The sequence below is a fragment of the Mammaliicoccus sp. D-M19 genome (genome assembly GCF_022386695.1).
GTDB classification, from domain to species: Bacteria; Bacillota; Bacilli; order Staphylococcales; family Staphylococcaceae; genus Mammaliicoccus; species Mammaliicoccus sciuri.
On sequence record NZ_JAJNHW010000001.1, the window covers coordinates 26,920 to 48,090 of the forward strand.

The window sequence follows — 21,171 nt, forward strand, 5'->3', positions numbered from 1 at the left end:
ACGATACTATTCAAATGGATGATCGTCATTAATTAATATACGTTGTATTTTTTTAGCTTTACCTGCACTATCAAGGTCAATAATAACACCTGACAATACTTTTCTACCTTCATCAGGTAAATTATGACGTTGCGGTAAACTTGTTATAAATCTTTCAATAACTTCATCTTTATTAATACCTAGTATGCCGTCATAATAACCCGTCATACCTACGTCAGTAATATATGCAGTACCTTCATTTAACACACGCTCATCAGATGTTTGAATATGAGTATGTGTACCAACCATTGCACTTACTCTACCATTCAAATACCATCCCATTGCGTTTTTCTCTGAAGTTGTTTCAGCATGAAAATCCACAAATATATACGGTGTTATTTTTGAAGCTTGTTCTATAAGTTCATCTGCTTTTTTGAATGGGCAGTCAATTGCTGGCATAAATGAACGACCTTGTAAATTAATGATTGCGATATCTTTATCATTAACTCTAATAATTCTCATACCAAGACCTGGTGCTTCTTCTGGGAAATTCGCTGGACGAACCATTCTATTCGCTTGTCCAATAAAATCATATATTTCTCTTTGACCATAAGTGTGATTACCCATCGTTAAAAAGTCGGCACCCATTCTTAAAATATCTTTATAAATTTTCTCTGTTAAACCTTTACCATGTGCAGCATTTTCTGCATTCACAATCGTAAACGTTGGTTTGTAACTTGCTTTAATTTTTGGTAAATATGTTTCTAACTGCTCTCTTCCTAGTTTGCCTACAATATCACCTATAAATAAAATTCTCAATATTGACATCCTCTCTATTCACTCTATATTCTAATTCAAAATAAAAAATTTTAAAAGAGATGATTATTAATTTTTTATTAGGGTATACATAATACGAGCGTTATTCAAACACATTAGTTTAGTAACGTTACAAAATCTAATAGGAGTGTTTATTTAAACATGGGAATTGAAATCCAACCAGAAAAATTTGCAGAATTAGTGGTTAGAGCAAATCCATCCGTAGAAGAAAATGCAGAAGATATCGCGAAAGACAGTTTAGAACTATACGTTACAGCATTCAAACTCGCTGAAAAATATGGCAGTTGTGGTGTAAATTCACAAGAAACATCCAACATTTTAAAAGAAGCATTAGATTTAGAACTGAACTTAACACGTTAAATTTATTATAAAATACTAATATCAAAAACCATCGCTATAGATTGTAGCGATGGTTTTTGATTTGTAGAATACTTACTTAAAGATAAAATTTACGAGGTACCCAATCTTGTGTGTTAATGTCTTCATTAACTCACAAGTTCTAAGATAACTATATAAAAATCAACACTTTGTACAAATCTTACTTAAATATATAATTCACGATATTTTCAGTGGTACCTATTTTATCATCTTGTAATAGTTGGTCTGTTATATTTTGATAATCTGGTTGTTTATTTTCTAGTAATTGTCTGGCCAGTATGCGTTCATCATTACTCGCAATTTCTATCGTGACAAGTTCGAATATATCAAAATAAAAGCCTATTTGTTCTGAGTAAACTTCTGTATCTTCTTGCAATAAGAAAATGGGTTTATTTAAATGTGCATAATCAAATATCGTAGATGAATAATCTGTAATCATGGCATCTGAAATTAAATATAGTTCTTGAATGTCTACAAGTTCATTATAAAAACAATGAATTCGATCACTTAATTCACTATATGTTACTCTCAAATGTGATTCATTAGGATGTAGTTTAACAATAATTTCATATTCTTCAGGTAATTGTTCTAATAAGATGTTTAAATTGATTTTTGACATTAGTGCTCTTTTTTCTTTTCTCCATGTCGGACAGAACAAAATATATTTTTTATCATTACTTTTAGTAAAGAAATATTTCGTAAGCACACGTTCTTTCTCTGTTTCATCATGCTTCATTAAATATTCATTTCTCGGTGCACCGAGTTGAAGTATTTGTAAGTCTTGCTCTGGTTGAATATTAAATGATGACTCTAGTAACATTGTATTTACTGCTGAAGAAGTTAATAAGTAATCCCACTTCTTCATTCTTGGTTTAAACGCTGCTACTTGAGCATTCCTTTCAGTTTTGTCTTCTAAATCATTCAACATTCTTTTAAGCGGAAAGCCATGCCATGTTTGTACAAATATTTGATCTTTATGTTTAAACACCCTATCTAAAGTATTGCCGTTCACCACAATATATTTGCACGACCTAAATGTTTGATTATAAATATTACTACCAAACCTTACAGGAATTAAATTGTGATTTCTAATTTCCATATCTACTAATGCATTTCTAGAACTTACATACACTTCTTTTTCAGGAAAGTGTTCTTTAATATATAGTGCGATATATTTCGGATCTCCATTAAAATTGTTCCCATGAAACGACTCTATGAACACTTTATTTTCCGAAGGTGTAATAGCGTCGTATTGCTGTTTAAGCTTATCCATTTTCCTTTTTTCGTATTTCTTTTTTGCAAAATTAAAGACTCTCTCATTATTTAACACTGTTCTAATAACTGGTTTAGTCTTATATTGTTCATACAAATCTCTGCCATATTCTAGCTTTGATTTTTTGCGGACTTTTTGTGTAACTTTCGCCTTACTTCCTGATCCTATTTTTAAACCATCCATACATCCTTTAGATGCTTCAATAAAATCAGAAGCATAGTCTCTATCAATAAATGTTGCATTCAATAATGCTACATCTTCAGCTCTTTCTTCCTTTGTATATTTGTCATCAATAAACTCAATTAAACGATCACTATCTTCATGGATATCTTTCTCTAAAAATTGTACTGCATGATACGGTTCATATATACGTTTGAGTACGCCATCTTCTCCAGCATAAATAAACGTTTTATTACCTTCAGCTATAGATTCTAATATAGAATAGCCTAATGTTTCATATGGAGAAGATGATATATAAATATAGTTTTTAGGTTCTCGTTCATTCATATGAACATGTTCCTCTAGTTGATAATAATGAATTAAATTTTTATATAAAATTTCAGATGGTCCATACCCCTTGATATATAAATGTATATCATCATAGCCCTTAACATTGATGATACGATTCATCATTTTTATAACATATGAAATATCCTTTATATTATCTTCAAATCTTGCTTTAATTAATAAATTTCTTCGTGTCACACTAGGTTCTTCATTCGCGATAATATGTGACGCATCGACATATTGATTAAAGACATTTTCTTTTCCATAACGTTCGATGAAATCACGCTTAATATCAATAGAACTCACTCTATAAGCATCAATCGCATCAAAAGCTAAATCTTGATTATCATCAATATATGCTAATGGTCCATGAATCTCCCCTACGACCATTGCATTTGGATTGATTGATTTTATTTCTCTTGCTAAATAAAAGAAGGTTTCTCTCGTTAGTATAACGAGATCTGCATTTACAAAATCTTCACTTGTTCTAAATTCTTCGAAACTTAAATGCTTATCAAATAATTGTTCATTAATCATAGTATTAAATTTCGCTGTCTTATCAAAAGTTTTAAAATTATAATAAACAACTTCATGATTAGCTTTAATAAACGATTTAATTAAATTGATATTACTTCTTGATGTTCCACCTTTAGCAAAAAGATTGAACCCTAAAATTTTAATTTTCATTCAATCTCGCCCCTTTGTAATTGTTTTTATCTTATAATTAAATTTTCATTTATATTAACACTCCTTATATACTTATTCCACAATTTTTAATTATTTTACACAGAATTATTTATTAGAAATAATTAATTGTATTGAATCTAAAAATAGAAGATAATCTATTTTTAGATTATCTTCTATATTACAATATTAAATTCACGCTCTTTTACTCATCAATCACTTATTAATATATCTTTTTTGAATTGTATAGCTTGAATTACACCCTTTGAAATTTCTTCATTATTAAGCCAACGTTTAGTTCCATCATCATTTATTCGATGACCCAATTTTACTGTGAATACATTAAAGCCTTTATTCTTAAGCTTATTAATAAACTCAGCATCATCAAATTTATTTGTACCGACGACGTGAACATAAATTGGTTCAGCATGCTTATCCACACTTATATATTTCTCAATGAACTTGAGATGATTAAAATAGCCATTACTATGCACCCAATTCACCATAATATTAACATCTCGTATATTCTCATCAATCAGCGCATTATCATTTTCATAATCATATTGTTTAAAATGTATATTTTTCGAATGAAGTAAGTCCTCTGAGTATTTATTTTGATTTCTAGAAAGCAACCAAATATCATCATCAAAATGTTCTTTAATCCATTTCGTTGCATCCATCAACATACCCGATCCACCAACAATCACAATTGTCACTTTATTCACCTACTTTATTTTAAGAATTTTTCTTAAGTATGCTTAATATAATACAAGCTTTCAATAGATTTTCATTTATCTAGTCAAATTTATCTCTCACATTTCACTTTACAAACACGAACACTTGTTCGTATAATATGAGAAAAGATTCTACGGGAGGTGTTTTTGATGAATAAGTATATTAACTTAATGATTCATAAATTTGAAACTTACATTTACATGTTAGATAGCGTTGAACCAACTAATGATACGGCGATATTTTTAAATGGTGAAGCCATTTATAAAGAAATAAACAAAGTTGAACGCTACCTTCAATCATTTGATTATCGAACTGAGAAGTTCATTTTATTTACGGGATATTTAAAGATTTTACGCGTCATTTATCGTGATGTTTATACATCTTCAACACAACGAAATACGATGATCGTTTCTTTGAATAACGCGATTCATTGCTTAAATAAAATGAATAAGGAGCTTGTATATGAAAATCATTAATCCTGACTTACCAGAACCTTATAAATATGAGACAGATTATCGCAAAATTCCTAATCATTATCTACAACGTAATATTCCTAAAGGAAGAGGTATGATTAAATGGGCACCATTTGCAACAATGCCCGAGCAATATGAAATGATTAAACAGTTTATAGCCGATCAATCAAAAGTAGAGAAACCTATATTAGAAGAAACTGCATTAAATGATTTGAATAACGTATTAGCAGAGAAAATATTTTATAATCCACAAGCACTTATTAAATATTGGGAAGATGGTTATTTTAAAGAAATAGCATGTGAAATTCATAAATTTGATAGTGAACATAAGAAGTTAGAAGTCATTGCAGAGGATAAGAAAGTACGATTAAGCATGGATTGTATTGTTAGTATTGAATAGTCTAAAACCATTTTCTTCGCTTATGCTATGATGTGTAAATGGGGGTGGCATCATTTATGATAACGATTGAACGTATTACTAAAAATAATGAGCATGCACTTAAATTACCTAATGAAGCATTTGAACTGTTCGGTAAACTTGTCGTTACGAGAACTGCTGATGTATGGCAATATCATGAAGTGTTAACGGATTCTGATACGATGATTTTTCCTGATGAAGATTATCAGCTTGATTCAATTGATCAGAAAGGTTTTGCAATAGGTGCGTTTGATGATAACAAATGTATTGGTTTAGGTATTTTTGAAAAGTATTGGAATAAATATTTGTATTTAAGTGATTTAAAAGTCTCTTCTTCTTACCGCGGTCAAAATGTTGCATCAACATTGTTAAATGCAGCGATAGAATTAGCAAAAGATGAAGGAATGAAAGGGATTTATACAATTGCTCAAGACAATAATTTAAATGCTAATCGCTTTTATTTAAAATATGGCTTTGAAATTGGAGGATTAAATACCAAATCATATCAATTCACACAACAAAAAGGTAAATTTGATATTTATTATTATTTGGATTTTGATGCATGACTAAAAAGCGGGACAGAAATCTTTTTAAATAAATTAGATTTCTATCCCACTCTTATTATTACTATATTACATTTAGTTTATCTTCTTCGCTTTAAATATGATCATCATAGGTCTTCTTAATTCATCTTTCATACCATCTATATTCATCATATGTTGAGGTGGTATTGGCTCAACAATATTTTCAATCATAAATTGATTATTTTTAAGCGCTGCAAAATATGAAGTTAATGTATGATGATATTTTTTTATTTCGCTACCTAAGAAATGTGTATTTCTTTCCCCTTCAACAAAATAATGATCAACAGGAAAATGCTCAATTTCTCCATCTTTATAAATCCAGTCTTGAGAACCATGTGCCGTAAATATAGGATGCTCTACTGAAAATATAAATTCGCCATTATGTGTTAATGCTTTTGATACTTTTTTAAACAGTGACTCAATATCTTCTATATAATGAATCACTAATGAACTTAATATTACGTCATAAGTATTAGGTTCCATAGAATACTCATCAATGAGATCAACCAAGTAGGTTATTTTAGAATCGTGATTGACCGCTTCTGCCTTCTCTATCATTTTTTTAGAAGCATCGATGCCTACCACTTCTTTAGCGCCTTGCTGAACAGCATATTTACAATGCCAACCATAACCACAACCTAAATCCAATACTTTTTTATTTTTAAAGTCAGGTAAATTGCTTTGTAATGTTTCCCATTCTCCTGCACCTTCCAAGCCGTGCTGACTTCTCGCCATTTTAGCATATTGATCAAAAAATGCTTGATCATCATATTGATTCTCCGGTTTCATCTTATCACCTCATACTCATGATATCAGAATGAAAGCAATAAATTTAATGTTTTAATAACGCCACTATCGTTATGATTGATCGCGATGAGGTTTGCCTCTTTTTTCAATTCTGGATATGCGTTATCCATTGCTACTTTATATTTAGCTGATTTGTATAAATCTATATCATTAAGTCCGTCTCCAAAAGCAATTGTTTCAGCAGGATCAATGTTTAATATGCTTTGTATTTTATGAATAGTCGTTCCTTTATTCACACCTAACTTCGTAATATCAATCCAGTAATCTTCAGATACAATAATATACACTTCGTTATTAAAGTAATCAATTTGTTGTGCTGTTTGTTTACATTTACCTGAAGCGTCATGAACCGTAATTTTCAAGAAATCACTTTTAATTTCTGTGAAATCTTTAATGTATGTAACGTTTTGATATGAACCGTGTACAAATTTTCTTTCTTCTTCAGAAACAGTATCTAGAACATATGCTACATCTTCCGTACATGCAATAATTGTTTGCTCTGGATCTATTTTTGTTAAAGCATCAATAATATTTAATCCTAGTTCATTTTGTATCGTTGCTGTGTAAAGAAATTCACCGTTATATTTTATACGTGTTGCACTATCTCCAATGATAAATGTATCTTTCGTTAAATCACCTACAATATTTTCAACTCTTTCACATTGTTTCCCCGTACAGAACACAAATCTAATATTGTGTGAATCTAAATTTTCTTTTAATATGCCAAACGCTTCTCTATCAAACTCGCTATTTTCATCTAAAAAAGTACCATCCATATCTGTGACGACTAATTTTATATCCATCTAATTATCCCCTTTACTTTATAACTGTTTAATCATATTGTATCGGTATAATTATAGTTTTTTCAATAGGAAGCGTTTACTTTTTTATTTGTTTAAGAAATTGTTTTGGTGTTTGGCCATACCTTTCTTTAAACTTTTGTATAAAATAACTCGTTGTTGAAAAGCCACATGCGTATGAAATATCTGTAATCGACTTATCTGTATGTTTATTTAATAAACTCACACTTTTTTCTAATCTATAGTTTAAGATATATTGAAATGGCGTTTGATGAACATATTTACTAAACAGTCGAACAGTCTCAGATTTACTCATATGGATATTGTCACTTAAATCATTCAACGTTATTTTAGACTGATAATGAACTTGTATATAGTTAATCAATGTTTTGATACGTTGATCGAAATAGTAATGTGCATCTGTTTCAATTTGCGACATGATATTTATCAAATGTTTCGTTGTTACTATTTTCAATTTTTGGCATGTTTCTCGTTCAATACTCATACATGGCATCCATCAATTATGGTAATGCAGCAGTAGCAACACTTTTACAATATAAAGCACCAGTCTATATCATCATTTGGTATGTGTTAAGAAAGAAAGACACTTTTAAAGCATTTGATTTAATAGCTATTATTCTAACAATCACCGGTTCTTTTTTATTATTAACAAATGGGAGTATTCACAACTTAATGGTTGCTAAAAGCAGTATTATTTGGGGCATTATATCTGGTTTATCATTAGCTTTTTATACGATTTATGTTGGTAATTTATTAAAAAAATATCCGTCAGTTCTCGTCGTTGGTTGGTCAATGCTCATATCTGGCATATTTATCAATTTTAAAGCGCCTATTTGGGATATTGATATTCAACTATTAAATGGCCAAACTTTTTTTTATCTCTTATTTGGCATTATTGCAGGTACAACAATCGCATTCTTTTTCTTTATTTCTAGTTTGAATTATTTAAGTGCTAAAGAAACCGCATTTTTCGGAACAATTGAACCTGTAATCGCAATATTAAGCAGTGCTATTTGGTTAAATGTCGCATTTTTACCATTTCAAATATTAGGGATATTGTTAATATTAGTATTAATACTCACAATATCATTAAAAAAGGGAAATACTTCTGAAGTTTAAAAATTAAAAAACCATACTGAAACAATATTTAATGTCTCAGTATGGTTGTATATCATTTATAAGAATATTTGATAAAAATCTAAATCTAACCACTTATCAAATTTATATCCTACTTTTTCAATTTTACCACTATATTTAAATCCTAATTTTTTATGTAAATCAATACTACCTTGATTATCACCATCAATTCCTGCAACAATCGTTTTATAGCCATTTTTCTTTGCTAAATCAATAATTTCTAATAATAATTTTGAAGCAATACCTTGTCTCCTGAAATCTGGATTTACATAAATAGAATGTTCAATTGTATATTGATATGCTGGCCAATCTCTGAAAGATCCGTATGTTGCAAAACCAGCAACTTGGCCATCCACTTCATACACAATAACAGGTTGGTTATTTTCCACTTTAGTATTAAACCATTTATGACGTTCTTCTAATGTTGTTTCATCATATGTGTATACAGCTGTTGTATTCTTAATTGCATCATTATAAATATATAAGATTTCTTTTAAATCTTCTTCTTTAGCTAATCTAATCAACTTTCCATCCTCCTCATTTATATTTAGTATACATAAGGAATACAATGACACAAATTTATGTGAATATAACTGACACGACTGTACAATTATTTAACAACATGAGTTTGTTAACATAATATTATTATTTGAATTTTTTGATATCCATTTATTCAAACGTAATCTATTTGGATTTATATGATCCATTTGTTCAAAATCTACAACGTATCCTTTTTCTTCTAGCCAACTTTTTTCAGCAGTTTGACTAGAAAATTGACCTTTTATTTCAGTTTTTATGCCAGTCACAGATGTAAATGTATCTACAACTTCATTTAAAGTTAATTCATCAGAAGCAATTTCAATAGATTGATGATTGTATTCATCTACATTTTTAAATATTTGAGCTGTTATTTTTGCGATATCATCAGAAGGAATCATCGCAAATTTTATATCAGGTGAAATAAATTCTGGAATATATATGTTATCCGCTTCTACTTTGGCAATGCGCAGAAAATTATCCATGAAAAATGAATGAATAAAATCCATTATCTATTTCTCATTAATCCATTTGGTGCTTCCATATTTAACGCTTAAAGAACATCAAGCATTACTGAAATGTGTTGAAAATAGTACAAGTAAAAAAGATTTCAAACAAACTGAATTCTATCAGTTGTTACATGATTATTATTCAAACCTATTTAATTATGAAGAAAACGAATACTTCATTACATTCAAAGTAGATATCCTATTAAATGCACTTACGACTAAAAATTATGAATTTTTAACAGAAAATAGGGAAATGTCTAATGAAGAACTTCGTAATGCACTTGTCCAATTATTTTATAACAATTATCAAGGAGACGATTAACAATGAGAAATGTACTTATTACAGGTGGAAACAAAGGGTTAGGATTTGAAACAGCGCGTGTATTGAAAGATCAAGGTTATAAAGTATATATAGGTTCTCGCGCTGAATCACGTGGTAAAAAAGCAGCAGAGGATATTGGCGTTGATTACGTTCAATTAGATGTAACAGACGATCAATCAGTTAAACCTGCTGCAGAAACAATTCTTAATCAAGAAGGACATTTAGATATTCTCATTAATAATGCAGGTATCTCTGGTGGTTTTACTAAAGTTAGAGATATTAAACCTGAAGATATGGAAAATGTTTATCAAACAAATGTATTTGGTATTGTACGTGTGACAAATCAGTTCATTCCATTATTAGAGAAATCTGAGCAACCTGTCATTGTGAATGTTAGCAGTGGTTTAGGTTCATTTGGAATGGTTACAAATGAAGAAACGATGGAATCCAAAGTTAACTCACTCGCTTATTGCTCCTCAAAATCTGCTGTCACAATGTTAACGGTACAATATGCAAAAGGATTACCACATATTCAAATAAATGCAGCAGACCCAGGTTCAACAAATACAGATTTAGTTGGAGATGCAAGTAACCAATCAAAACCTGTTTCTGAAGGCGCTAAAGCAATCATTGAACTTGCAACAATTGATCAAAACGGTCCTACAGGTACATTTATAGATTCTAATGGAACAATGCCTTGGTAAGATAAACAAATTATATTTCAATCAATTTTAAAAGGAGTTCTAACAATGAAAAGTATTAATTTCGAAGAACATTTTGTATTAAAAGAAGTTCAAGAACAAATGAGTCAAATTATTCAACCATCAGAAAACGGTGTGCCATTAAAAGCAATGTTAGAAGCACTTGAACACCAAACTGGCTTTACGAATGAAGATGAAATTAATCAACATGAACAACGCATTAAATTTATGGATGAACAAAATGTTCAAATGCAAGTGTTGTCTTATGGTAATGGTTCACCTTCCCTACTTTCTGGTGATAAAGCAATCGAATTATGTCGTTATACAAATGACACTTTAAAAAAATATATTGATCAATATCCTGATCGTTTTCTAGGATTTGCTACATTACCTATTAACGAGCCACAAGCAGCTACTGAAGAATTTAAAAGATGTGTGAATGAACTCAACTTTAAAGGTGCGCTCATCTTTGGTCGTCCAAATGGTAAGTTCTTAGATAGTCCTGAATTCCATACTATCTTTGAAACTGCAGAAGCTTTAGATGTACCTATTTATTTACATCCAGCACCAATAAGTGACGAAGCATATCAAGCTTATTATCAAAGTGATCAATATTCAGACGCTACTGCTGGATCATTTGCTTGTTTTGGTTATGGTTGGCATGTTGATGTCGGTGTCCATGCAATGCGTATTATTTTAAGTGGTATTATGGACAAATATCCAAACTTAAAAATGATTATCGGACACTGGGGAGAATTGACACCATTCTTCTATGAAAGAATGGATGAAACAATTTATGCACCAAACTTAAAACATAAACCAAGTCACTACTTCAAAAATAATTTCTTTATTACACCAAGTGGTATGTTAACTAAACCTCAATTTGAAATGGTTAAAAATGCTGTTGGTGTTGATCATATATTATATTCTGCAGATTATCCTTATATACAACCTGAAGAATTAGGTACATTCTTAGATGAATTAGATTTAACAACTGAAGAAAAAGAAAAAATTAGTTTTAAAAATGCACAAAAATTATTAAAACTTTAAAAATGGAGGAAATATAATGAATAAATTAAAATTACAAGGCGCAAATTTAAATTACTATAAAGTTGGAGAAGGACCTGTCTTAATACTTGTCCCAGGTGCTAATGGTACTGGCGATATATTCTTACCTTTAGCTGAACAATTAAAAGATTTATTTACAGTTGTAGCTGTTGATAGAAGAGATTATGGACAAAGTGAATTAACAGAGTCACTTCCAGAACGTGCACAAAATCCAGACGATGACTATCGTGTTAAACGAGACGCACAAGACGTCGCAGAACTTGCGAAACATTTAAGTGATGAGCCAGTATATATTTTAGGTTCAAGTTCAGGTTCAATCGTTACAATGCACGTATTAAAAGATTATCCAGAAGTTGTTAAACAAATTGCATTCCATGAACCACCAATCAATACTTTCCTTCCAGATAGTCAATATTGGAAAGAAAAAAATGATCAAATCGTAGAACAAATTGCATCTGAAGGATTACAAAAAGGCATGCAAACATTTGGAGAAACATTAAACATCTCAGCAATTGATGCTAAAGACATGTCTAAACCAGTTTCAGAAGACGACGAAGCACAAAAAGCACAATACGAACGTATGATTTTCTGGGCAAATTATGAAATCAGACAATATACACATTCTGATATTACATTAGAAGATTTATCAAAACATAAAGATATTATCACATTATTAAACGGTACAGATTCAGTAGGTTCATTCCCACAAGACGTAAACTTCTATATAGAAGAACAAACAGGTATAAAAATCGTCGACATACCTGGTGGACACTTAGGTTATGTTCAAAAACCAGAAGGATTTGCAGACACTTTAACAAAAATGTGGTTATAAAAATTAATATATAATATCACAAAACATCGCATGTCACTCATTAACGAATGGCATGCGATGTTTTTAATAACCAATGTTTAATTTTATAAAACTTTATCTTCAATCAACTTTTCAATAACTCTTTTAGTATTTTGATTATCTTTAAATTCGTTAATTTCTTCATACTTATGATTATGTTCTTCATTTAGAATATAATTTCCATCAATTGCTTTGTTTATAACGTCAATTAATTCCTCTTCATTGTATGCAATTGGTCCTGGTGCATTTGATTCATTTAGGGGTGGCGTTGCTTTATAATTTTTGATTAAGTAATCTTTTTCTTTCCAATAAAATATTGGATATGCACCTCTATAAATAGCATCATATATAATCGACGAATAATCAGTAATAAAAATAATAGAATTTTTTAATGCTTCTGTTGGATTAGTATCAATAATATGAGCGTACTTTTTAAAGTTTTCTTTAAAGTACTGGGCAAATTTATTATGAGGTACGATCAATAATCTATCGAGTAAACCTGCTTTTTCAAATGCATCGATTACTTCAATAATTGACTGATAGTATGAAGTTTTTTCTACCTCATTATTTACAACATACATTTCTTCCCAATATCTCCAAGTTGGCATAAATGCTATTTTGTTTGCATTTTTATTAAGATATGCATGATCTAATTTAGGCAATCCTGTTTTCATAAGATCCTCTTTATCATATCCCATTTTATAAAATTCTAAAGCTTCTAGTTCAGAACTAATAACACTCTTTACTAAATTATTATTTTGATTTTCTTTATAAAAACTCCTACCTTGTGGATTTTCTACAGGTTTGGCAAACATAATACCATGTTGTAAAAAGTACAATGGTGTCTTTTTTATTTTATTAGAAAGTAAATTATCAAAAGTTTTGGTTGCTATAACATGATTGCTAAGTTCACTTGAAATAAAATGATCAGCCATAAACACATAATAATAATGTTTGAATGAGAAACGTTTTAAAATATCATGTTTATATTTCTTTCGTAAAATTTCATAACTACTAGATTTATTATCGATAACAAATTTATTCACTGAGTTTAAATGCTCTAATTTTTTAATCGCTTCAAATGTCACAAATCCTGATTCAGAAGCACTTGAGGCATCTTTTTCAAAATACAAATTTACATTTTTCTTTTTAAATTTCAAAACAGAATCAGCAATCATTTTCGATAAGCGAATTTTAAATTGATTGAATTGATTATAAATAGGTAATTTAGGTATTGCCGTAATAACTGCTTTATCAACTGCACTTATTCTCGAAATATATGATGTTTTTTTATGATTTTTTGTACATAATACTGTATTCTTTAAATCATCTGGTTTATCTACAATAAGCGAATGTATCATGATTTCGTTATAAGCAAAGTATAAATTATTATGAACTTCTTTTAATTCCTTTAGTTTATATTTGGAAACTTCAAATTCAAAATCCCCGTTATCTTCCCATTGAATTTTGGCTAAGATAAGTCCGTCACTTGTCACTACGTTATTAAAAAGAATATTAAAATGATACTTATAATCTATATGTCCTCTAAATTTAATTCCATGCCTTGTATTACTCGAATTAATATGTGAAACATTGAAAGTCGGTTGTTCAACAAGATCTTGTTCTATATTTATTAAATCTGGACTATTGTACGAAATAGTAAATAGTCTATTATTTAATTTAACAATAACAGGATTAAAATTTTGCAAAGCAGTTTTTGATTTTATTTTTAAATGTTTTTCTTTAATAAGTTCGCTTATCTTTATGACTTCATTTGATAAATTAGAAAGTTCAAAGGTGTTGTTAGATATCAAATTAAAACCTGAGCGCCCTTCCAAATCTATCATCTGAACATATGACGTTTTTATCGCAAATTCCTTTCTAGCAATCGTATATTCTAATAAACTCACAATGTGATGATATCTAATCTTTAAATAAATATAAGGTTCATTAGAACGAATTCTTTCTAATGAATCGATTTTTGAATACCCCTTTAAAAAAATTGATTCATTTAATTCATATTTATTATTATTCTCATCTAATACTTCATAAGCATATTTTGTCTTTTGAATTTTGAATTTGTCATAATATGATTCAATGCTAATATCTAAACTTTTTTCCGTGTTACCATTTAAATAAGGTGAAATATAAATCATGCCATTCTTAATATGAACATACAAAGCCTTTTGATCGATTTCTAATATCATTAAAATATTATCTTCAAAATTAGTCTTCTTAATGGCATGTTCACGCAAATCTAAATATTTTGAAGTGATATAGAAAAATTCCTTGCTATCAAACATTTTAATTTTTAAAAAATCATTTGTATTTTTTTCTATTAAACAAACTTCATTAAAAACCTTTTTTATATTCATTACATATCTTCCCCATTGTTTTGATTTGTACAAATTATAATTTCAACTTAATTATTATATTAACATACATACAATTTTAACTTTATGACTTAAGAATTAATACCTACTTCTAAAAGTTTACTTTTTAAATTTGTCACATTTTAGACACAACGAATATAAATTCATTTTTCAAACTCACCCTCTTGTATTAACAATAAATACATGTTTATTTATTCATCATTAAGTGACTTTATAATATTCATAAAATTTTAATGTGAGCATATATTCAATAAACCACAATTTATTAATTTATTTATCTTGCCCAGTTCATATCTCCAAATGTATACTACTAAAGTTATTATTTTAAGGAGACAAATTATGAAAAAATTAAATTATGTATTTTGGTTATGCTTTTTAGCTTTAATAGTGATTATACCAGTGCTTTGTAGAGGGCAAGGTTTATTAGTTATTATATTTACAGGATTAATGCTTCTATCATTTTATTTCACAATTGTATATTCATATAATATGATTGTTTCATTTTTTGGATTTAAAAACATAAAAAGAGATTATCTCATTAAACAAGATAGAACAAAGTTTTTAATTTTAGTTGCAGCTCATAATGAAGAAAGTGTGATTCGGGAAACGATTAGAAATCTTAAACAAATTAATTACGATAAAAATTTATATGATATATGCATCGTTAGTGATAACTCTACTGATCTTACAACACAAATTGCTTTGAATGAAAATGTACTTGTTGTAGATACTATTAAAAATGAATTTGAACGAGAAGGTGTTGGTAAACCAGCAAGTATTCAATACGCACTTAGAAAATTAGGTTTTGAAAATGTTAAACGTCAATATGACATGATTATGGTTTTAGATGCTGATAATTTTGTTAGTAAAAATATTTTAAAAGAAGTCAATTCACAATTTATTACTAAAGGTAGACCAACAGCTATTCAAACTTATCTTGATAGTAAAAACTACTCTAAATTTATGAGTTTAGCCTACTCAGTTGTATTTTGGACAAACAATCGGTTTATGCAATTAGCAAAATATAAATTAAACTTACCTAATTCAATTGGTGGTACAGGGTTTTTTGTGAAAACAGATTGGCTAATTGATAAAGGCGGATTCAAATTTGATTCACTTACAGAAGATTTAGAAATGGAAATTGAGATTATCAATGATGGCGGACGTATATTATGGAACGACCATGCGTCTATTTATGATGAAAAACCAGAAGAAACAAAAGTGAGTATGATACAAAGACATAGATGGATAAAAGGACATTGGTACGTTGCTTTCAAACAAATTTTACCTCTAACTAAGAAATTTATTATGACTTTAAATATTAAATACTTAGACAAAATATTTTTCTTAATGAGTATGGGTAAAGCATTTCATATACTCTTAATATTTATAGTGCTCATCATTAATATTATACTATTAACCCATCATCACATGTTGGTATCAACTTTAGCAGCTTTGAATATATTAGGCGCATTGCATTTATTGAATGATTATATGTTCTATATTACAGGGCTAAATGCATTACTTATTATTTATAGTTTCATCATTTTACCGATGTATAGTGTATATGCAAAACTTAGAAATATTAATCCAATCAAAATTGTACTATCTTTACAATGGTTTATGATAACTGATTTTATCGTACAATTATTCGGTTTATTTACATAGCCAAATCAACAAACTTGGATTAGAACACCCCACTCGAAAGTTAGTATAGAAACAAGTGAAGAAGCTTACCAAACACCAGGAACATATGAACACGATAACCAACCTGCAATACAAGTCCCTGAAGTTGGTTTAAATACAAGTAATCATATTGTAGAGCAACATAAATAAAATCCCTTATGACTAATTGAAACATCAATCATAAGGGATTTTTTTACTTACTTATATTCTCAGATAATAAACTATACATAAATTGATCACTAATTTCATATATAACAGGTTTACTTTTAATTTTTATTAATTTTTCTTCATGGCTAGAAATAACATTATTAATCTTTCCTCTTGAATAACCTGAAGCTTTTTGTAGTTCTTTCAAAGTAATTCTTGAATATTTACTGCCAAATACTTTATCTTGTAGCAAAATATATAATATTTTATATTCATACTTATCATAATGTTTGTTGTGTAATGCTAGTTGTATTTTATTGATAATATTAATATTCTCTTCAAAATTGTCGATTATATTTTCTTGTCCTTCTATTAAAATACTCAACATATCATCAATAAAATTAGTTAATTCGCCTTTATTGAAATAATTCGAAGTATCAACAAAAGCTTTATAATATTTAGACTTGTTATTATTTACAGAATACGAAAATGAAAGTGCTGTATATGGGTCTAATAAATCGTTTAATTTTCTAGCTATTATATATCTACCAATACGCCCATTCCCATCATAAAATGGATGTATATATTCAAAAATATAATGACTTGCTAAAATTTTAATAAGTTCAGGTGATTCATGACTTTTTATATAATCAATAAGCTTTGTTAATAATTCTATTACTTTCGATTCACTATATTCATTTCTATGAACACATTTATTTTTAGAATGATCAAATACACCTATACTACTAGCTCTAAACATTTTACCATCCGGATATTCATCCTTTTTGATTTCATCAGATACAATTTCATCGTATATTTTTCTAAAATCCACAATAGAATTTAGATCAAGTTCTCCAAATTCCATCATTAAATACTGAGTGACTAATCCAGTAAACCTTTTATCTTTCTTACTTGTATTATTTAATGCTTCAGCTATTTCTTTTTTAGTACTTTTAATATTTTCAGTTTCGTTCGTACTTTGTAATTCGTTAATTAATAACTTATTAATATATGCATGTGTTGCTATTCTTGGGAGATTAGCAGATAATTGTTTGATTTTAGATGAATTTAATAGAATTCTTTCGTACTGCTTAAACAGACTTTTATTTATCGAATAAAATAATGGATATTGTATATCGAGTAATTGTTTTTCATCTTGCATGGGACTAATGTTTATATCTAATAAGTAACTTGAATAATGTCTGATTCTCATATCATATTCTTCTTGCATAACATCTGTTCCAAACATATGAAAAATCGTTTTAAGTGATTTATACTTCATTAACTTCACTCCTATTTAACATATATGCCCAATATGTTCATTAGATATATTCATTATATACTCAAAATAGCTAAAATCATAGAATTAGTTCAATAGCTATAATACAAAAGTCATTTTGATAACAATAAAAAACCCTAACCGCTTTCGGTTAGGGTTTTAAAATTTGAGAACTATTCTACTTAGCGTATTCAGTAGCTCTCATTTCCCGGACAACTGTCACCTTAATATGCCCTGGATATTGTAATTCGCCTTCTATTTGATCTTTAATATCTCTAGCTATTCTATGTGCTTTCAAGTCGTCAATATCTTCAGGAGAAACAATTACTCTAATTTCTCTACCTGCTTGTATTGCGAATGCTTTTTCAACACCTTGATAACCTTCTGATATTTCTTCTAATCTTTCTAAACGTTTCACATAATTTTCTAAAGTTTCTCGTCTAGCTCCAGGTCTTGCAGCACTTAACGCATCTGCTGCTGCTACCAATATAGAAATAACTGATGTTGGTTCTACATCCCCATGATGTGAGTGTATTGCATTTATGACTGTATCATGTTCATGATATTTCTTTGCAAGTTCTACCCCTATTTCAACATGGCTACCTTCAACTTCGTGATCAATAGCTTTACCAATATCATGTAATAAACCTGCACGTTTTGCTAAAGTAACATCTTCACCTAGTTCAGCTGCTAACATTCCTGAAAGTTGCGCAACTTCTACTGAATGTTTCAGTACACTTTGGCCATAACTTGTACGATATTTCATACGTCCTAAAATTTTAACCAATTCTGGGTGTAAGTTATGAATACCTAATTCAAATGTCGCTTGTTCACCTGATTCTCTCATTAGGTCATCCACTTCTCTTCTCGCTTTTTCAACCATATCTTCAATTCTACCTGGATGTATACGTCCATCAGATACTAAATTAGTTAAGGCTGTCTTAGCGATTTCTCTTCGAATTGGATCAAATCCAGATAATATAACCGCTTCTGGTGTATCGTCTATAATTAAATCTACACCTGTTAATGTTTCTAAAGTACGAATATTACGACCTTCACGACCGATAATACGCCCTTTCATCTCATCATTTGGTAAATTCACAACGGATACAGTCGATTCTGAAGTATGATCTGCTGCTAACCTTTGTACAGTAATAGACAACAGTTCTTTAGCTTTTTTATCGACATTTGTTTTTAGTTCTCTTTCTTTTTCTTTTACAAGTACAGCAATATCATGTGACAGTTCTTCTTCTACTTGTGAGAATTGCTCTTTACGAGCTTCTTCACGTGTGAGTCCGGAGATGCGTTCTAGTTCTTGTTCATGTTTCATTATTATTTCTTGAACATTACTCTCTTTTGCATCTACCTGTTGTTGTCGCTCTTCAATTTTAGCTTCTTTGTTTTCTAGAATTTCATCTTTTTTGTCTAAAAGATCAGATTTGCGCTCTAAATTTTCTTCTTTTTGAAGTAATCTTGCTTCTTGCTTTTGTAGGTCACTTCTTCTCTCTCTAATTTCACTATCAAGATGATCTCTAATTTGTTGATTTTCTTCTTTTGCTTCAATCAACTTTTCTTTCTTAAGACTCTCAGCTTCTTTGTTAGCTTCACTTATAATATAGTGAGCAGACTGACGAGCTTGATCTTGCTTTTTCGTTAAGCTATTATGTGCGAAAAAGTATCCTACAACAACACCTAGAATAACTCCTAGCAAAATGAGTAAGAGGGTTAATAAGTCCACATAAACACCTCCTTCTATCTAGGTTCTACGTCTTATATATACAAAAATATGATTAAATGAAACTATGGAATCATACAACTCAATTGTACGTTTAAATTTGTACAAGTGTCAAGGACATGGACTTTAATTTTTAATTCTATTTTTATAAAAAAACATTCTATAGATTACACAATGAAACGTAATCTATAGAATGTTTAATTTAATGACAAAATACTATTTAGTCTAGTAAAGTTTCTTGTTCAGGTTCATTAGGTTTATCTTCTTTTTTAGCTTCTTCTTTCTTCTTACCGTTAAAGCCTAATTGATCTCTTAAGATTCCATCAATTTCTTCAATAATAGCTGGATTTTCTTTTAAGTAAGTCTTAACGTTTTCTTTACCTTGACCCATACGTTCTCCGTTATATGAATACCAAGCACCTGATTTATCTACAATATCAAATTCAACTGCTAAGTCGATTAATTCACCTTCACGTGAAATACCTTCACCGTACATAATATCAACTTCAGCTACTCTGAATGGAGGCGCAACTTTGTTTTTAACAACTTTAATTTTAGTTCGGTTACCAACTACTTCTTGACCTTGTTTCAATTGTTCAGCACGACGTACTTCTAAACGAACAGAACTATAGAACTTCAACGCACGTCCACCTGGTGTTACTTCAGGATTACCGAACATAACGCCAACTTTTTCACGAATTTGGTTGATAAAGATAGCTGTTGTATTTGATTTAGAAATAGCACCTGATAATTTACGTAAAGCTTGACTCATTAATCTTGCTTGTAAACCAACGTGTGTATCTCCCATTTCACCTTCAATTTCAGCTTTAGGTGTTAATGCAGCTACTGAGTCGACAATAACAATATCAACTGCACCACTACGAACAAATGCTTCTGCAATCTCTAAACCTTGTTCACCGTGGTCAGGTTGTGATAAATATAGGTTATCAATATCTACGCCTAAGTTTTTAGCATAAACAGGATCTAGTGCGTGCTCAGCATCAATAAAAGCAGCTACGCCACCTTGTCTTTGCGCTTCAGCGATAGCGTGTAAAGCTACTGTTGTTTTACCAGAACTTTCTGGACCATATATTTCAATGATACGTCCTTTAGGGTAACCACCAACACCTAATGCTTTATCAAGTGTGATTGAACCACTAGAAACTGCTGATACTTCTCTGCTTGTATTATCCCCTAGCTTCATTACTGCCCCTTTACCAAAGGATTTTTCCATATTCTTAATTACTGTATCGAGTGCTTTTTGACGTTCGTTCACGCGATAACCTCCTATATATATAAAATGAATTTACT

General features: G+C 29.6%; 20 protein-coding genes and 2 pseudogenes. 10 read left to right on the top strand and 12 right to left on the bottom strand.

Translation table 11 applies throughout. The features are described from left to right. Positions 1-6 precede the first annotated feature (6 nt). The gene (locus LQ675_RS00120) at positions 7-798 is read right to left on the bottom strand and encodes a TIGR00282 family metallophosphoesterase (RefSeq protein ID WP_037587854.1); all 792 of its coding nucleotides are present in this window, start codon (positions 796-798) and stop codon (positions 7-9) included. A gap of 159 nt (positions 799-957) precedes the next feature. Between LQ675_RS00120 and LQ675_RS00125 the strand changes: the two genes are divergently transcribed. Continuing rightward, positions 958-1,176: a hypothetical protein gene (locus tag LQ675_RS00125; RefSeq protein ID WP_048542667.1), complete on the top strand. Its 219-nt coding sequence runs from the start codon at positions 958-960 to the stop codon at positions 1,174-1,176. A gap of 178 nt (positions 1,177-1,354) precedes the next feature. On the opposite strand, the gene LQ675_RS00130 is transcribed toward LQ675_RS00125, so the two are convergent. Continuing rightward, positions 1,355-3,661 carry a CDP-glycerol glycerophosphotransferase family protein gene (locus LQ675_RS00130; protein ID WP_048542665.1) on the bottom strand — a complete coding sequence of 769 codons (2,307 nt, stop codon included), beginning with the start codon at positions 3,659-3,661 and terminating at the stop codon, positions 1,355-1,357. Positions 3,662-3,870: 209 nt separating this feature from the next. Next, positions 3,871-4,383, bottom strand: coding sequence for a Rossmann-fold NAD(P)-binding domain-containing protein (locus LQ675_RS00135; protein ID WP_239728081.1), 513 nt, complete (start codon positions 4,381-4,383; stop codon positions 3,871-3,873). Positions 4,384-4,542: 159 nt separating this feature from the next. On the opposite strand from LQ675_RS00135, the gene LQ675_RS00140 reads away from it, so the two are divergent. From LQ675_RS00140 to LQ675_RS00150, 3 genes are read left to right on the top strand one after another with little or no spacing between them, the layout of a single operon-like run. Next, entirely contained in the window at positions 4,543-4,869 is a 327-nt protein-coding gene (locus LQ675_RS00140; RefSeq protein WP_048542660.1) for a hypothetical protein, read from the top strand. Then, a complete protein-coding gene (locus tag LQ675_RS00145; RefSeq protein WP_119649545.1) occupies positions 4,856-5,266 on the top strand; it encodes a YolD-like family protein in 411 nt (136 codons plus the stop codon). The genes LQ675_RS00140 and LQ675_RS00145 overlap by 14 nt, the downstream gene beginning before the upstream one ends. A 56-nt stretch (positions 5,267-5,322) precedes the next feature. Then, complete coding sequence (locus LQ675_RS00150; protein WP_075577904.1) at positions 5,323-5,850, top strand: GNAT family N-acetyltransferase; 528 nt, start codon at positions 5,323-5,325, stop codon at positions 5,848-5,850. A 72-nt stretch (positions 5,851-5,922) separates the two neighbouring features. On the opposite strand, the gene LQ675_RS00155 is transcribed toward LQ675_RS00150, so the two are convergent. From LQ675_RS00155 to LQ675_RS00165, 3 genes are all read right to left on the bottom strand, one after another. After that, positions 5,923-6,657: a class I SAM-dependent methyltransferase gene (locus LQ675_RS00155; protein WP_239728079.1), complete on the bottom strand. Its 735-nt coding sequence runs from the start codon at positions 6,655-6,657 to the stop codon at positions 5,923-5,925. A 23-nt stretch (positions 6,658-6,680) separates the two neighbouring features. After that, the gene (locus LQ675_RS00160) at positions 6,681-7,478 is read right to left on the bottom strand and encodes a Cof-type HAD-IIB family hydrolase (RefSeq protein ID WP_239728077.1); all 798 of its coding nucleotides are present in this window, start codon (positions 7,476-7,478) and stop codon (positions 6,681-6,683) included. A gap of 76 nt (positions 7,479-7,554) precedes the next feature. After that, complete coding sequence (locus LQ675_RS00165; RefSeq protein WP_081359343.1) at positions 7,555-7,989, bottom strand: helix-turn-helix transcriptional regulator; 435 nt, start codon at positions 7,987-7,989, stop codon at positions 7,555-7,557. Here LQ675_RS00165 and LQ675_RS00170 point away from each other — a divergent pair. Beyond that, positions 7,935-8,615 (top strand): annotated as a pseudogene (locus LQ675_RS00170) (DMT family transporter); the annotation flags it as partial. The gene LQ675_RS00165 and the pseudogene LQ675_RS00170 overlap by 55 nt on opposite strands. Before the next feature lie 56 nt (positions 8,616-8,671). Here LQ675_RS00170 and LQ675_RS00175 read toward each other — a convergent pair. After that, positions 8,672-9,157, bottom strand: coding sequence for a GNAT family N-acetyltransferase (locus tag LQ675_RS00175; RefSeq protein ID WP_048542650.1), 486 nt, complete (start codon positions 9,155-9,157; stop codon positions 8,672-8,674). A 90-nt stretch (positions 9,158-9,247) separates the two neighbouring features. Next, positions 9,248-9,664 (bottom strand): annotated as a pseudogene (locus LQ675_RS00180) (NmrA family NAD(P)-binding protein); the annotation flags it as partial. A 40-nt stretch (positions 9,665-9,704) separates the two neighbouring features. On the opposite strand from LQ675_RS00180, the gene LQ675_RS00185 reads away from it, so the two are divergent. Genes LQ675_RS00185 through LQ675_RS00200 form a run of 4 tightly spaced genes read left to right on the top strand, consistent with a single transcriptional unit; the run spans position 9,705 to position 12,602 of the window. Continuing rightward, positions 9,705-10,001 carry a hypothetical protein gene (locus tag LQ675_RS00185; RefSeq protein WP_103354262.1) on the top strand — a complete coding sequence of 99 codons (297 nt, stop codon included), beginning with the start codon at positions 9,705-9,707 and terminating at the stop codon, positions 9,999-10,001. A gap of 2 nt (positions 10,002-10,003) precedes the next feature. Continuing rightward, positions 10,004-10,705, top strand: a complete 702-nt coding sequence (locus LQ675_RS00190) for an SDR family NAD(P)-dependent oxidoreductase (protein ID WP_048542647.1) — start codon at positions 10,004-10,006, stop codon at positions 10,703-10,705. A 45-nt stretch (positions 10,706-10,750) separates the two neighbouring features. Continuing rightward, the gene (locus LQ675_RS00195; protein ID WP_239728074.1) at positions 10,751-11,752 is read left to right on the top strand and encodes an amidohydrolase family protein; all 1,002 of its coding nucleotides are present in this window, start codon (positions 10,751-10,753) and stop codon (positions 11,750-11,752) included. Between the two features lie 16 nt (positions 11,753-11,768). After that, entirely contained in the window at positions 11,769-12,602 is an 834-nt protein-coding gene (locus tag LQ675_RS00200) for an alpha/beta fold hydrolase (RefSeq protein ID WP_048542644.1), read from the top strand. An 83-nt stretch (positions 12,603-12,685) separates the two neighbouring features. Here LQ675_RS00200 and LQ675_RS00205 read toward each other — a convergent pair whose 3' ends face one another. After that, positions 12,686-14,995 (bottom strand): CDP-glycerol glycerophosphotransferase family protein, encoded by a 2,310-nt coding sequence (locus tag LQ675_RS00205; RefSeq protein ID WP_239728072.1) that lies wholly within the window; start codon positions 14,993-14,995, stop codon positions 12,686-12,688. Positions 14,996-15,352: 357 nt separating this feature from the next. On the opposite strand from LQ675_RS00205, the gene LQ675_RS00210 reads away from it, so the two are divergent. Continuing rightward, positions 15,353-16,681 (top strand): glycosyltransferase family 2 protein, encoded by a 1,329-nt coding sequence (locus tag LQ675_RS00210; RefSeq protein WP_239728070.1) that lies wholly within the window; start codon positions 15,353-15,355, stop codon positions 16,679-16,681. Between the two features lie 211 nt (positions 16,682-16,892). Here the strand turns inward: LQ675_RS00210 and LQ675_RS00215 are convergent, their stop codons facing one another. The 3 genes from LQ675_RS00215 to recA form a co-directional block, all read right to left on the bottom strand. Then, complete coding sequence (locus LQ675_RS00215) at positions 16,893-18,128, bottom strand: Fic family protein (RefSeq protein ID WP_239728068.1); 1,236 nt, start codon at positions 18,126-18,128, stop codon at positions 16,893-16,895. Between the two features lie 175 nt (positions 18,129-18,303). Further along, a complete protein-coding gene (gene rny / locus LQ675_RS00220; protein WP_048542634.1) occupies positions 18,304-19,863 on the bottom strand; it encodes a ribonuclease Y in 1,560 nt (519 codons plus the stop codon). Positions 19,864-20,080: 217 nt separating this feature from the next. After that, positions 20,081-21,094, bottom strand: coding sequence for a recombinase RecA (gene recA / locus LQ675_RS00225; protein ID WP_048542786.1), 1,014 nt, complete (start codon positions 21,092-21,094; stop codon positions 20,081-20,083). Between the last annotated feature and the right edge of the window lie 77 nt (positions 21,095-21,171).

Coding starts and splice junctions, on each gene's coding strand:
- LQ675_RS00125 (WP_048542667.1), top strand. CDS start 958: ATGGGAATTGAAATCCAACCAGAAAAATTTGCAGAATTAGTGGTTAGA.
- LQ675_RS00130 (WP_048542665.1), bottom strand. CDS start 3,661: ATGAAAATTAAAATTTTAGGGTTCAATCTTTTTGCTAAAGGTGGAACA.
- LQ675_RS00140 (WP_048542660.1), top strand. CDS start 4,543: ATGAATAAGTATATTAACTTAATGATTCATAAATTTGAAACTTACATT.
- LQ675_RS00145 (WP_119649545.1), top strand. CDS start 4,856: ATGAAAATCATTAATCCTGACTTACCAGAACCTTATAAATATGAGACA.
- LQ675_RS00150 (WP_075577904.1), top strand. CDS start 5,323: ATGATAACGATTGAACGTATTACTAAAAATAATGAGCATGCACTTAAA.
- LQ675_RS00155 (WP_239728079.1), bottom strand. CDS start 6,657: ATGAAACCGGAGAATCAATATGATGATCAAGCATTTTTTGATCAATAT.
- LQ675_RS00160 (WP_239728077.1), bottom strand. CDS start 7,478: ATGGATATAAAATTAGTCGTCACAGATATGGATGGTACTTTTTTAGAT.
- LQ675_RS00165 (WP_081359343.1), bottom strand. CDS start 7,989: ATGCCATGTATGAGTATTGAACGAGAAACATGCCAAAAATTGAAAATA.
- LQ675_RS00190 (WP_048542647.1), top strand. CDS start 10,004: ATGAGAAATGTACTTATTACAGGTGGAAACAAAGGGTTAGGATTTGAA.
- LQ675_RS00195 (WP_239728074.1), top strand. CDS start 10,751: ATGAAAAGTATTAATTTCGAAGAACATTTTGTATTAAAAGAAGTTCAA.
- LQ675_RS00200 (WP_048542644.1), top strand. CDS start 11,769: ATGAATAAATTAAAATTACAAGGCGCAAATTTAAATTACTATAAAGTT.
- LQ675_RS00205 (WP_239728072.1), bottom strand. CDS start 14,995: ATGAATATAAAAAAGGTTTTTAATGAAGTTTGTTTAATAGAAAAAAAT.
- LQ675_RS00210 (WP_239728070.1), top strand. CDS start 15,353: ATGAAAAAATTAAATTATGTATTTTGGTTATGCTTTTTAGCTTTAATA.
- LQ675_RS00215 (WP_239728068.1), bottom strand. CDS start 18,128: ATGAAGTATAAATCACTTAAAACGATTTTTCATATGTTTGGAACAGAT.
- recA (WP_048542786.1), bottom strand. CDS start 21,094: ATGGAAAAATCCTTTGGTAAAGGGGCAGTAATGAAGCTAGGGGATAAT.